General features: G+C 37.9%; 11 protein-coding genes. 1 reads left to right on the top strand and 10 read right to left on the bottom strand.

Features of this window, described 5'->3' with window-relative positions; genetic code table 11:
* Positions 1-347: 347 nt before the first annotated feature.
* The 6 genes from R3F25_00765 to serC form a co-directional block, all read right to left on the bottom strand.
* The gene (locus tag R3F25_00765; GenBank protein MEZ5495358.1) at positions 348-845 is read right to left on the bottom strand and encodes a DUF1043 family protein; all 498 of its coding nucleotides are present in this window, start codon (positions 843-845) and stop codon (positions 348-350) included.
* A 78-nt stretch (positions 846-923) separates the two neighbouring features.
* Positions 924-1,229 carry a DUF465 domain-containing protein gene (locus R3F25_00760; protein MEZ5495357.1) on the bottom strand — a complete coding sequence of 102 codons (306 nt, stop codon included), beginning with the start codon at positions 1,227-1,229 and terminating at the stop codon, positions 924-926.
* Between the two features lie 82 nt (positions 1,230-1,311).
* Complete coding sequence (locus R3F25_00755) at positions 1,312-1,611, bottom strand: DUF2288 family protein (protein MEZ5495356.1); 300 nt, start codon at positions 1,609-1,611, stop codon at positions 1,312-1,314.
* On the bottom strand, positions 1,608-3,743 hold the full coding sequence (rlmKL, locus tag R3F25_00750) for a bifunctional 23S rRNA (guanine(2069)-N(7))-methyltransferase RlmK/23S rRNA (guanine(2445)-N(2))-methyltransferase RlmL (protein ID MEZ5495355.1): 2,136 nt from the start codon (positions 3,741-3,743) through the stop codon (positions 1,608-1,610). Before rlmKL ends, R3F25_00755 begins: the two co-directional genes overlap by 4 nt.
* A gap of 92 nt (positions 3,744-3,835) precedes the next feature.
* Positions 3,836-4,942 carry a prephenate dehydratase gene (gene pheA / locus R3F25_00745; protein MEZ5495354.1) on the bottom strand — a complete coding sequence of 369 codons (1,107 nt, stop codon included), beginning with the start codon at positions 4,940-4,942 and terminating at the stop codon, positions 3,836-3,838.
* Positions 4,935-6,032, bottom strand: coding sequence for a 3-phosphoserine/phosphohydroxythreonine transaminase (serC, locus tag R3F25_00740; GenBank protein ID MEZ5495353.1), 1,098 nt, complete (start codon positions 6,030-6,032; stop codon positions 4,935-4,937). The genes pheA and serC overlap by 8 nt, the downstream gene beginning before the upstream one ends.
* A 61-nt stretch (positions 6,033-6,093) precedes the next feature.
* On the opposite strand from serC, the gene msrP reads away from it, so the two are divergent.
* Complete coding sequence (gene msrP / locus R3F25_00735; protein MEZ5495352.1) at positions 6,094-7,041, top strand: protein-methionine-sulfoxide reductase catalytic subunit MsrP; 948 nt, start codon at positions 6,094-6,096, stop codon at positions 7,039-7,041.
* Here the strand turns inward: msrP and R3F25_00730 are convergent.
* The 4 genes from R3F25_00730 to R3F25_00715 form a co-directional block, all read right to left on the bottom strand.
* Positions 7,035-7,823, bottom strand: a complete 789-nt coding sequence (locus R3F25_00730; GenBank protein ID MEZ5495351.1) for a hypothetical protein — start codon at positions 7,821-7,823, stop codon at positions 7,035-7,037. The genes msrP and R3F25_00730 overlap by 7 nt on opposite strands.
* Complete coding sequence (locus R3F25_00725; protein ID MEZ5495350.1) at positions 7,820-8,374, bottom strand: sigma-70 family RNA polymerase sigma factor; 555 nt, start codon at positions 8,372-8,374, stop codon at positions 7,820-7,822. The genes R3F25_00730 and R3F25_00725 overlap by 4 nt, the downstream gene beginning before the upstream one ends.
* 25 nt (positions 8,375-8,399) lie before the next feature.
* The gene (locus R3F25_00720; protein MEZ5495349.1) at positions 8,400-10,097 is read right to left on the bottom strand and encodes a VWA domain-containing protein; all 1,698 of its coding nucleotides are present in this window, start codon (positions 10,095-10,097) and stop codon (positions 8,400-8,402) included.
* 124 nt (positions 10,098-10,221) lie between these two features.
* Entirely contained in the window at positions 10,222-13,074 is a 2,853-nt protein-coding gene (locus R3F25_00715) for a hypothetical protein (protein MEZ5495348.1), read from the bottom strand.
* Positions 13,075-13,077 lie beyond the last annotated feature (3 nt).

The following is a 13,077-nucleotide window of genomic DNA, read 5'->3' as shown; positions in this document are numbered from 1 at the left end:
GTTTGGCTAGGGAAAAAGTATATACAGAACCCCTAAGTAAAAAGGGGAAACCCCAGATTTGATACACTTATCAAACTTCTGGATTATATCGGCTTGGAAATTGATTTTATCCTAAACATAAAAAAGCGGTGTAATTTATTTCACAGGTCACTTTGTATTTTTGTTGGTACATTTGTTATATAAACACGATAGTAAAAAATAAATAGTGCTTTCATTATCAATAATATATAAAATTATGTGATTCTCGCCCTCGTACCATTTAATCATATCAGGGCTTTCAGAAGCCCTTTTTTATGCCTGAAATTAATGTGCTTTATCAAACATAGCCGTTTTCATCGTAAGAATCGTCAGGCGGTTTTGTCTTTTTCTTTGTGTATCAGCTTGTTTTTCTTCTTCTGGTGTCTTTGAATAGTATCTTCTTGAGCGACCTCTGAATTTAAAGACTCCTCTTTGTGTTCTTCAGATACTTTTTCTAAAAGTTCTTCCAGCTCTTCGTTGTCATCTTCAATGTTGAGTTCTTCTTCAGTTCGAAGAAACTCGAGTGTGACTTTATTGCTTTTTCGTTTTTCAATGAGTTTGATTTGATCATCGGTCATTAATTCTCTGGCACTTTTGCCGAGATGATCGAAGACGTTTTTGTAGCTTTGTGTGAGTTCGTCGACAAGATCAGCGGTTTTTTCAAAATGTTCTGCAACATCATTTTGATAATTCCTAATTTTTGATTCCAGTTCTTCAATGGTTTTTGCTGAATCCTTATTTGAACCGGAGGTGAAATACATAATCATGGCACCGATTACGAGTCCTAATAATAATGCTGAAAACAAGTAAAACAATTGATCTGTCATGTCAGTTCCTTTTAATTTCTGATATTGCAAAAAATAAGGGCTTGAATGTATTTTTCAAGCCCTTCGGTTTTCTTCGTCTTAATCTTTAGACTTCTGCTTTAATCTCTTGCGTTCCTTTTTAATTTCTTTTTTCTTTTGCTTTCTTTTGTACTTCAGAAGCATAAAATACATTTCATCTTTTAAAAACAAACGCTTTTTCTTTAGTTCCTCGATATAGTCATCTGATGGTGTTTCAATTCCTTGTTGAATGCGCATCAATTCATCATCAACTTCGTCATATTCAGTAAAGAATCTGGCGAAATGTCCATTATTCATTTTTAAGTGTCTGATTTCTGCTTCAAATTCTGGAAATTCATGATGAAGATCGTGTTTTTCTCCGTACATTTTTACCCCTTGTGTTTAATTGTTAATAAAACCCTATGATACTTTTTTTTGATTTTGATTACATTGATTTGCATCAAATTTTTCAGATAATCTCCTGGACCAATAACCAAGGAACAACTGTGACTGCCAGCAATTGTGTTTCACTCTGACTCCATTTAACAGCGTATTCATCGTTAACGGGTAATACTTTTCCGGATTCCAACCATTGTTTTAATTGCTCACTATCATCATTTTGAACAACGAGTGCAATATCAAGAATATCCAAGTCTTTGCCTACAAGTATTAATACACCTTTGGCAAAAAAACGTTCGATTTCTTTGTAGTAAATAGGTGCACATTCCTGAGCCAGCTCTTCTTTGGTTTTTTGTGTTATTTGGTTCATAATGATTTTAGTTGATAGCAAACTCGTTTAATTTTACTTTTTTCAAAATCCGGAGACGTGCTTCTCTTAGTCCAGTCACTGATAACGAATTGTTCATTGAGACTTTCATCCAACTTAAACTTACGGTAGTTGTTGGAGAATATGATTTCACCACCCGCATTCAGAAGTTTTTTACATGCGAGGAGCAGTTTGACATGATCTCTTTGAACATCCCAGTCTTCTTTTCTGGAATGCGAATTGGAGTAGGTCGGTGGGTCGACAAAAATAATATCAAATGTTTCTTTGCACGAAAATATGTATTCCAAAACATCACTTTTTACTAGCTTGTGCTTTAATAAATCAATGTGATTGATTTTGAAATTTTCTTTTGTCCATTGCAAATAAGCATTCGACGTGTCCACACTCACTGATTTTTCTGCGCCACCCAAAGCTGCTGCAACAGTCACACTACCTGTATAACTAAACAAATTTAAAAGTGTTTTATCTTTACAATTGGCATGAATATAATCTCTCACCCAACGGTGATCGATAAAAATTCCGGTATCGAGATATTGTTCTAGGTTGACTAGATATTTTCGACCACTTTCTACAATTTTGAAGTTATGAGTGTTTGAGTTTTTCTTTTCATATTGTTGGTTTTCAACCTGACGAAAACGTGATTTGACATGGGTGTTCTCGTTCTTAATTTTTAATACTGATTGTGCCGCCATGATGGCTTCATCCAGACGTTTTCTGGCTTTGGATTCAGGCACACTTGCCGGAGCTTTGTATTCCTGAATGTTTATGTGATTATTGTAAACATCAACCGCAACAGCATATTCAGGAATGTCTGCATCATAAACACGATAAGCGTTGATATTTTCTTTCTTTATCCATTTTGATAGTTTAGATTGGTTCTTTTTAATTCGATTGGCAACCATCTGAGCTGTTTCAGGCAAAGCGAAATTTTGGCCATCAGGTACATTGAGCTTTTTATCTTGGTTGATATTAAATGCAATTAAATTGATATCCAATTCGCCATTTTTAAACTTCCATGATTTTTCTGCTCGGAAACCTAAAATGAACCCCTGATTTTTGTTATGCGTAATAATTGCTGCTTTTGCTTCCGATGCTTTATCAGCAAGCCATTGGGCCAAATTTTTCCAACTGCTATCGACATTCTTTTTCAGGCGAACTCCATAAGGAGGGTTACAGACAATGAGATTATTTTTGGGTGGAATATTAAAACTATCCAGAGTTTTAAGCTGACAGTCGATTTTACTTTCGGCATTGAGTTGATAGGCGTGTTCATTGGCAATTTCAACGGAGTCTTTATGATGGTCGGCTCCAATGATTTGCCCTTTGTAGTTTTCCATTCCTATGAGCATCCGGGTTTTTGCTTCTTCAATCAATGAATCCCAAAGGTTTTGGTCGAAGTGTATCCAACTGAAAACGCTGTATTTTGGATGCGTAAGACCGGGTGCAATATCGCAAGCCATTAAATAACCTTCAGTGAGCAAAGTACCTGAACCACACATTGGATCAATCAGATTGTAATTCTTTTGCGAAAGGTTTTGCCAATCAGCCCTTGTGAGAATTGCGGATGCCAAATTTTCCTTGAGTGGTGCAGCAGTTAAATTTTTTCGATAACCTCGCAAATGCAAACTTCTGCCACTAATATCCAGATAAATCAACGCCTGATTGTGCTTGAGAACGACAGAAACTGATAAATCAGCCTGTGATTTAACAAAATTAGGACGTGTTCCGGTGATATCTCTTAATTGGTCGCAGATTGCATCTTTGACAACTTGTGAGGAATACTGTGTGTTTCGGAGCTCTTTATTTGTCCCTTTAAAACTCACAGAAAGAGTTTGCGGAACTTTGTTGAGTTGTTCATTCCATTTGATATGTGAAATGGCGTTATACAAATCATCGGAGTTGGAAATTTTGATGGTGTTTAGCAAAACATAAATTCGATTTGCTAATCGTGACCACAATAAAACTCTCATTAAAGTTTCGGATGTTGCCTCAAAATTCACTCCGGCCAATTTTTCTGAGGCGGAACTCGCACCTAAATTGAGTAGCTCATCTTTAAGTAACAACTCAATATATTTGGGGCAACTGGCATACGCCTGCATGATTTCTGTATTCATCTCTTAATATTGGCTAGGAATGCATTAACAAAGAAGCGAATTATAGCAGGTTTATCTCAGTAATCCACGAATCAGTGTTGAGGCAGAGTTGACTAACTGTCAGAAATAGATTTAGGATATGAGCCTAACACTTTGAAAAGAGTCGTAATTCTCTGTAATAATCTTAACGCTTTGGCAACATTTTCATCTTCGACATGACCATTGATATCGATAAAGAAAACATAATCCCATTTGCCTTGTTTGGATGGACGCGATTCAATTCGAGTCATACTGACATCACATTCTGTTAAAGGCTTAAGAATGTGAAACAAAGCTCCGGGTTGATCTTTGGCAGCCACTAATAATGAAGTTTTATCATCTCCGCTCGGAGTGACGATTTGTTTACCGATGACTAAAAATCGGGTGGAGTTATCAGTTCGATCTTCAATTTCTTTGTGTAGAATGTCTAATCCGTACATTGCAGCGGCGCTTTCGCCGGCAATAGCTGCTGAATGGTCTGTATATTGCACACGCTTTGCCGCTTCGGCGTTGGAACTGACAGCGATGCATTCAGCATTCGGTAAGTTTTCTTTCAGCCATCCACGACATTGTGCCAGAGATTGACGATGTGAAAAAACCACTTTAATCTCAGAGAGTTCGGTGAATCGACTCATTAAATTATGATGAATTGGTAAATCAAGCTCTCCACAAATTTTGAGTGGTGAAGATATAAACATATCCAATGTGTTGTTCACAGCTCCTTCCGTTGAGTTTTCAACCGGAACCACTCCAAAATCAGCAACTCCGGCTTCAACTTCTGCGAAAATATTATCAATACTGGTGACCGGAAGTGCTGCAACAGAATGTCCGAAGTATTTGTAAGTCGCCATTTCAGAAAATGTTCCCTGAGGTCCTAAATAGGCAATGTTTAAAGGCTTTTGCTGAGCTAAACAGGCAGACATAATCTCACGAAAAAGACGGACTAATGTTTCATCGGATAGAGGTCCTTTGTTGCGTTCTTTAACTGCTCTCAACACTTGAACTTCACGTTCGGGGCGATAAAATGCTCCGCCGGATTCAGCTATGTGCTTTGTTTTCGCTACTTTTGCGGCAATTTTGGCTCTCTGACTGATTAGTTTTTGAATATCCGCATCTATTCCGTCAATCTTGTCCCGTAATTTTGATAAATCAACTTGATTGTCTTTATCCTTTTTAGCCATAATCTTTCTCGAATTCTTTCATGAAATTGATGAGGGCATTGATTCCGGCCATTGGCATGGCGTTGTATATGCTGGCTCGCATTCCACCAACCGCACGATGTCCTTTGATGGCTTTGATTCCGGCTTCTTCAGCTTTGGATACGAATTTTTCATTGAGTGATTCATCATTCAATAAAAACGTGACATTGACTTTCGAGCGACAATCCATATCCACATTGTTTTTATAAAATTGACTGTTATCGATGTATTCATAAAGTTTGGCTGCCTTTTCATGATTGCGTTTTTCAACTGCTGAAAGTCCGCCGGTATTTTTAATCCAGTTAAGAACCAGATTCATTACATACCACGGAAATGTTGGAGGAGTATTCCAAAGCGAATCATGTTTGGAATAGGTTCGATAATCCAGCATCAACGGTAAGTTTTCGGGAGCTTTTTCCAGCATTTCTTTTTTAACAATGACGATTGTAATTCCTGCAATTCCGAGATTTTTTTGCGCACTGGCATAAATCAAACTGTACTTATTGACATCAATTTCACGAGTCATCAGATTCGATGTCATATCACAAAACATCGGTATGTTATTGTTTTCAGGAATAAATTGCCACTCAACACCTTCGAGTGTTTCATTGGATGTGTAGTGAAAATAATCGAAACTGCTATCCAATTGACTCATATCATATTTCGGAATAGAACTGTAGATTTCATTCTGATTATATGGCACTAACGGTCTGGCATTACAAAATTTTTGAGCTTCGAGAATTGCTGATTTGCCCCAATGACCATGAACAAAATACATGGCTTTACCGGTTAAACTGGAGAAATTCATCGGCATCATGGAGTATTGTAGTCTTGCACCACCGGGAGTCATAAGAATATCATACTCATCCGAGACGTTTAGAATTTCACGAATCAATTCATCCGTTTCTTTAATCAATTGGCGGAATAGAGTGCCGCGGTGTGAAACCTCCATCACCGAACAGCCACTTCCACGCCAATTTGGCATATCATCAATGATTTGTTGCTTAACTGACTCAGGTAACATTGCCGGTCCCGGAGCGAAATTATAAATGGGGTTATTTCCTTGTGACATAATTTTTTGTAAGATAAATTGCCTGATTGGTTCTTATATTAAAACAGTTTCGGATAATAACATGAAATTTAAAAATACTATCAAAGAGAATGATGTCACGGATGAAAAACTCTATAAATCCAGACGTGATTTTTTGAAATCCTCGGCGCTATTTGGCACCGGTTTAATGCTTTCATCAACATTAACAAATGCCTTTGAAATTGATAAGTATGAAAAGGTTGACAAATTCCGAGGTCCGGATGATGAATTGACTTCTTTTAAAAGTGCTTCAACTTACAATAACTTCTATGAATTTGCCACGTCAAAAGACGCACCGGCATCGCTTGCAGATTCCTTAAAGACCGAGCCATGGAATGTTGAAATCTCAGGTTTGGCAAATAAAACAGGTGTCTTTAACTTGGAGGATTTAATTCCAAAACAGAAAATTGAGGAGCGTATTTATCGTTTTCGTTGTGTGGAAGCATGGTCGATGGTGATTCCGTGGCTTGGATTTAAACTGGCAGACTTCCTCAAACAATTTGAACCTCAAAGTAATGCAAAATATGTTTATTTTGAAACTTTATATGATCCTGAACAATTTCCCGGGCAACATCGCAGGGTTATTCCCTGGCCTTATCGGGAAGGTTTGCGTATGGATGAAGCAATGAATGAACTGGCGTTTATTGCAATTGGAATGTACGGTAAGAAATTACCGAATCAAAATGGAGCTCCATTGCGTTTGGTCGTTCCCTGGAAGTACGGATTTAAGAACATTAAATCCATTGTAAAAATTAAATTTACCGACAAACAACCATTAAATTCATGGCAACAAATTGCCGCCAATGAATACGGATTTTATGCAAATGTAAACCCTGAAGTGAGTCATCCACGTTGGTCTCAGGCAACAGAAAGGAGAATAGGGGGCGGATTTTCTCTATTCAATCCTCGTATTGACACGAAAATATTCAACGGTTATGGCGATTATGTTGCAGACTTGTACAAAGGTATGGATTTGACAAAAAACTACTGAGAATCCGAAATCCTTTTTTCAATTTCTGAAAAATCATAATCTGGATATTGTTGTTTTAATTGTATCAGTAATTCAGCTGCGTCTTCGAACATTTTAGATTCAATTAATTCTTTAACTCTTTGAATTTGTTGGTTAAATTTGTTTTCTTTTTGTTCTTTTTTAGCTGAAACTCGTCCAAGTGCTTTGGGTTTTTCTTCGTTAATGCTTTTTTCTGATTCTGATAAACTAACTGGCGGTTGATTGGTTGTATCAGTATTCTGTTCAAGCGAATCTGCGTATTCAATGATTGGGTCAACCACTATTTCCTCGGGTGATTCTTCAATTTCTTCGTTCATTATCAAAAATGTATCATCCGCTTCATTTCTTTGCTCTTCAGTTCTCGGAGCACTTTGGGCTGCCGGAGCAGAATACAACTCGGTATCAGGAGTTGAACCTGCTTGGTCACTTTTAATTTTGTCTTCGTCATTAATCAAACCCTCATCTTTGTTTTCCTGAAAAGGAGCTGGAGCAGGGGTTTGAGTTTTTTGTTTTCTGGGGACTGATTTATTAAGAACTTCGGTATTGACCAAATAATCTGAGTTTTGATTCTGTAAATTGATAATGATTGAAAAACAAAGCACCAATGCAGCCGCAGTTGAGAGACTATAAAACCATTTTCGTGTTGTTGTATTATTTTTGCGACAGCTGTTTTTAGCTTGTGCGAGAATAAAATTATCAATTGCAACCGGAGATTTTTCGGTTTGACCTTTTTGATATAATTTTTCTATGTCTTTCTGATTCATCGAATCACCTCCAGACATTTTCTTAACTTATCAATCGCATAGCGATAACGGCTTTTGATTTTTTCAACAGCTTCCTGCAACATATCTGCAATATGTGGAATAGTGAGTGAAGCCTCCTGATGCAACAAAAAAATCTCACGTTGTTCAAAAGGAAGTTTGCCGATACATGTTTTTAACTGCTTGGAAAGTCGCATTGTTTGAAGTTCATCATCGGGATTCCAGTCTGTTGAACCTTCAATCGGATTATCGTCTTCATTGGCTTGAAAGGACTGCTGTTCTAGATTGTTTCTGCGATACCAGTCAACCAATCGATTGTGAGCCAGTGTGTACATCCAGGTGTTAAATTTAGCTTTAATTTGATAATTTTGCTTGCTGTTAATGATTTTCAACCATAAGTCCTGATGTAGCTCGCTACTTGTATCAGGATTGCCAATATGGCGCAGAAAATAGCGATAAACAGCATCTTTGTGACGTTTGTATAGTGTCTCAAAGGCCTGAGCATCATTGTTTGCAAATGCTAACATGAGTTCTTCATCGCTACGTTCTGACATTCAAAATTTGGTAAATTAAACCTCGTTATTCTACATTATTTGCATGTTGTTCTGTCAAACTTTCTGCCAGAGATACAAGTTGTAGAAATTCACCACGATAACCAAATTGATCATTTTGCATCGTTTGACCGGCTAATTTTTGCACATCATCAAAATTAAAACCGTTTAACATTTTACCTCCTCTCAATAGCTGACCAAACCCGGCTACAGCAGCTGACATTTTGAAGTTATTTGATGCTTTTGAAATATCGTCAACAATTTGATTGCGTTTGACTGTATTGGTTATCAGTTTTGAAGTATCGGTATCCGGATTTTTATATCTGACTTTTAATGTCGCAATTTCATCAGAAAATGGCTTGCCATCATGGGTTTGTTGGTATTTTAAAGGTTCAATCCAACCTTGTTGACCTTTCATAACGACTTCATAAATTGCAGTCACACTATGACCTGAGCCGATTTCTCCGGCATCAATTTTATCGTTATTGAAATCTTCATTGTTTAAAATGCGGTTTTCATAACCAATCAGACGATATTGTGACACGCTGTCAGGATTAAATTCGATTTGGATTTTTACATCTTTAGCAATTGTCATCAGTGTGGAATTCATTTCGTTGACCAGAACTTTATTAGCTTCCTTGAGTGTGTCAATGTAAGCATGATTGCCATTGCCTTTATCGGCCAATTGTTCCATGAGATGATCATTGTAGTTTCCTTGACCAAATCCCAAGGTTGTTAATGAAATTCCTTTTTCTTTTTTTCGAGATACCAGTTCGGTGAGTTGTTCAAAATTGGTTGTACCAACATTAAAGTCACCATCGGTTGCAATGATAATGCGGTTGATTCCATCTTCGATGAAATTATCTTCGCTAATTTGATAGGCAAGGTTGATGCCTCCGGCACCGTTGGTTGAACCACCCGCTGAAATCTTATCCAAGGCTTGAAGTATTTTGGATTTCTGATCACCACTGGTGGAATCGAGTACAGCACCTGCCGCACCGGCGTACACTACAATGGCAACTTTATCTTCTTTGCGAAGATTTTTTGTCATCAGTTTAAATGATTGTTTCAACAGCCCCAATTTATCAGGAGAGTCCATCGAACCGGAAACATCAATTAAAAACGTCAAATTGGAAGCAGGGCGTTGTTCATTTTTAACTTCATAACCTTGAATGCCAATATGTAATAAGTGAGCATTCGAATTCCAAGGCGAGGGAGCAATCTCGGTATTGATTGAAAAAGGTTGCTCGGAAATATCCGGATTTTCGTAGTCATAATTGAAATAGTTAATCATTTCTTCAACACGAACTGAATCATGGGGTGGTATCATTCCTTGATTGAGCATTCGGCGAATATTGCTGTAAGCTCCGGTATCAACGTCAATGCTGAATGTTGAAACCGGGTTGTTTTGTACGATTTGAACCGAATTGTCGTCAAAATGATTGTAGTTTTCTCTATTTTCTTCAACGACATTAATATAAGGAGCCGGTGCTATATATCCTAAACTATCAGCAACTGCGGATTTGACTTTTGCTGGCTTATTTGAATGAAATTGTTCGGTTCTTGGTGCTAATGCACGTCCCGCTTCAGCTTCCTCTGCTACGAGTATTTGCTCTTTCTTACTTTCATCAGAATCAACGAAAACTTCATAGTCTTGCTTATCATTTTGAGTTTGTGTGCAAGCCGTAATAGCAGCGATGGATAGGAATAATACTGTTCTTTTCATGATTTTTAACCTCATTGATTGTTAGTTTCAGAGGTTTAATCGAATACAAGAAACAAAAGGGTTATTTTTTTCAAAAAAAAGCCTGCAAGGTTGCAGGCTTTATGTTCAACAAAATAATTGTTATTTATTGGGCAGGTATAACTTCAAATCCATTTTCAAAGATGAGGTCTGTATCACACCCAATGACCTTGACATCATCAATATGCCATCCGCCATGGGCTACAGATCCATCATTTGATTTTCTAAATCTGAAAACAACATCCTGACCACTGTATGAGTCAATATCAACAATAGAGTTTAAATAATCCTGTGGATCACCACACCAAGCATCTGAACCTGATAATGGTCCTCCGCCCAATTCTCCATCATAGGGGTCTGAGAACATGGCACTATTAGGCACTTGATCAAAGTTATTGCCACCATCGGTAGATATTTCCAGAAGACCACCATCCCAGCAACCGCCGCCGGATCTGTCTTCCATTGATTGATGGTTCCAAAACTGAAGCGTTAATGGAGATCTGCCAATTGGAAGTGAAACCTGCGGTGATGTGAGACTTGTATCATTATTACCGGTAAAAGGAGCTCCGAAGAATGATTGGCTACCTGAATGAGGATTTGCTGTAGAAATGCTCCAACCATCTTGACCTACAGCAGCACTGTGTGTCCAACCTTGACTTCCTGATTCAAAATCATAAGCAACAGTAGCAACCGGGATAAGTCCTATGACACAATCTCCCGGCAAAGCTGTAGTTGTGAAGTTGAAAACAGCAAATGACCATACATCTTGTGCATTACATGAAGATTGAGTGGCTACTCTCCAATACAGTTGAGTTGATGATGGTAATTCTGAAGCCTGATATGAATTTGTATCTACCACTTCATCCACAACAATATTAGTAAAAGTTATCTCTGTAGCAATTTGTATTCTATAACTGGTTGCATTTGCATCAGCATCCCATGTGAAAGTTTCTGATAGTGATACATTTGAAGCTCCATTTGCAGGAGCAGTTAAATTGGTCTGAGATGTTGTACCACCGGAATATAAAATATTTAAATTGATAGATTTAATGATTTGGGGTACTCCCAATACAACCATCTCATCACCTGTTCCTTCAACAGACAATGTATGATTTCCTGTCGTGCCCCCAGCTCCAACATTGAATGTTAAATCTGATGTATTAGCACCCCCTGCAAGAGATACCGGATTAACTGAAAAGGCCACACCGGATACAAATGCCGGAGCTGATGGAACGCTTAATGTAACAGGATTGGTGTAATCCATAAGTGGAGTTACATTAATTGTTTTTGCAACCCCTGTATCTCCGGAGCAAACTTCAATTTGAGAATTGTCAACGGAAAGGTTAAATGTTGGAGAACCTTTTGGATTTTCACCTGCTAATGCCATTGCAGTTTGCTGAGCACTACCACCGACCAGTCTGTTATCTGTGTGAGTGGATACAATTCTATCAAGCACAACCGATAAACCGTTATAATCTCCCCATTCTTGTCCATTGTTGATATTTACAGAGGTTTCCGTAGTATAACGCTCTTCAACATCCCAATTCGCACAACCATCCGTTGAACTTGTATAGAATAAGTCTACACCGGTTCTGTTTGTTGAGTGTCTGGTGTCATAATAAACTATATGAACAACACCATTTTCACCGACTTTTAGCCAAGGATGAAATCTATCAATTGGGTTGGATCCAATAGTATCACTTGTGTCATGAGGCTGCGCACACATTGTCCAATTCGCTCCAGCATCTGTTGACTTCGCAACTTGAATCCAGCCATGATTTTGTGATGCAGAACCATTTCCACCTCCAAAACTATCGTCTGTTTCATCAGTCCAAGCAACATAAATCGTATTATTGTTGGTATCTACATCAGCTGAAGTGTAAATAAATGCCTCTCTGGATTCCATTGAAGGTATGGGGAAATCAAAAGTACCATTAAGAGGAGCTACTTGAACACCTGTTGCAAAAGAATCACCTCCATCTGTTGACTTTAACACTCTGATATGAGAGTTGCTTAACGTCGGATAGAAATAATAAATGTTGCCATTGGTATCGGTTGTTATATCACTACCAATTCCTTGTGGTTCAGATCCAAATGATGTTGGTGTAGACATTGTCACACCAAAGTCTTCAGATTTTGCAAACTGCATCACGTTGCTATTATGATACGTTAAATACACATTATCCTTATATGGCGATGATTGTGAGCGATCTACATGAACCCATTCTTTATCACTTCCGCTAGGAGTTAAAACTTTCATTGACTCCCAAGTTACGCCTTGATCCAATGAACGAGACCAACGAACACCGATAGAACTACTTAGATCTGCTTGATAGACAATACTTCCATCAGATGACCAATCTATAGTTGGGTCACAGCAACTTGATGGGTTTGTTTGTGATTTTGTCCATGTTGCGCCCGCATTCGTTGAATAATACATCGCCTGACCACCACTTGCATTGGAGCCTGCAACACAAATATTTTGATTGGTTGGATTACATTCGACTGATGCTTCATTACCATTGACTCCAATTTCCAATGGAGTTTCTGATGATGGAACAGCAAGTGTGGTATTTTCAGGAGTTTTACCGTAAGTATCTTCTGGGTGATAGCCGATACCTAGGCCCTCTTTATACCAACTTCCATCAACCAATAAGCCACCATATTGTATTTGGAAAGCTTGTAGAGTGGAACGAGGATAGTATTTTCCAATTTGCGGATTGTCTTTTCTATGTTTGATTTTGAAAAAAACCGGAACATTTGAAAGATATTGATCATCATTTGGCAAAATATCTAAGTCTTCTTTTGTAACTTGATAGTTTCTGTCATCCCAAGGGCCGTATTGTGTCAGAGAACTATAATCAACTCTTTGATCCACACCAAGGCTTTGGAGAATTTCTGCATTTATTGAACCCGAAATAACGGTAAATAAAATCAATAAAATAATATAACGCTTCATTTT

This window comes from Gammaproteobacteria bacterium (genome assembly GCA_041395445.1).
Classification (GTDB): Bacteria; Pseudomonadota; Gammaproteobacteria; order Xanthomonadales; family Marinicellaceae; genus NORP309.
The sequence above is the reverse complement of the archived record's forward strand: the minus strand, read 5'-3'. Positions and strand labels throughout refer to the sequence as shown.

What these genes read in the sequence shown, in the direction of transcription:
- pheA (MEZ5495354.1), bottom strand. Translation starts at nt 4,942, where the DNA reads ATGGCTAAAAAGGATAAAGACAATCAAGTTGATTTATCAAAATTACGG.
- R3F25_00725 (MEZ5495350.1), bottom strand. Translation starts at nt 8,374, where the DNA reads ATGTCAGAACGTAGCGATGAAGAACTCATGTTAGCATTTGCAAACAAT.
- R3F25_00765 (MEZ5495358.1), bottom strand. Translation starts at nt 845, where the DNA reads ATGACAGATCAATTGTTTTACTTGTTTTCAGCATTATTATTAGGACTC.
- R3F25_00755 (MEZ5495356.1), bottom strand. Translation starts at nt 1,611, where the DNA reads ATGAACCAAATAACACAAAAAACCAAAGAAGAGCTGGCTCAGGAATGT.
- R3F25_00760 (MEZ5495357.1), bottom strand. Translation starts at nt 1,229, where the DNA reads ATGTACGGAGAAAAACACGATCTTCATCATGAATTTCCAGAATTTGAA.
- R3F25_00730 (MEZ5495351.1), bottom strand. Translation starts at nt 7,823, where the DNA reads ATGAATCAGAAAGACATAGAAAAATTATATCAAAAAGGTCAAACCGAA.
- R3F25_00715 (MEZ5495348.1), bottom strand. Translation starts at nt 13,074, where the DNA reads ATGAAGCGTTATATTATTTTATTGATTTTATTTACCGTTATTTCGGGT.
- msrP (MEZ5495352.1), top strand. Translation starts at nt 6,094, where the DNA reads ATGAAATTTAAAAATACTATCAAAGAGAATGATGTCACGGATGAAAAA.
- rlmKL (MEZ5495355.1), bottom strand. Translation starts at nt 3,743, where the DNA reads ATGAATACAGAAATCATGCAGGCGTATGCCAGTTGCCCCAAATATATT.
- R3F25_00720 (MEZ5495349.1), bottom strand. Translation starts at nt 10,097, where the DNA reads ATGAAAAGAACAGTATTATTCCTATCCATCGCTGCTATTACGGCTTGC.
- serC (MEZ5495353.1), bottom strand. Translation starts at nt 6,032, where the DNA reads ATGTCACAAGGAAATAACCCCATTTATAATTTCGCTCCGGGACCGGCA.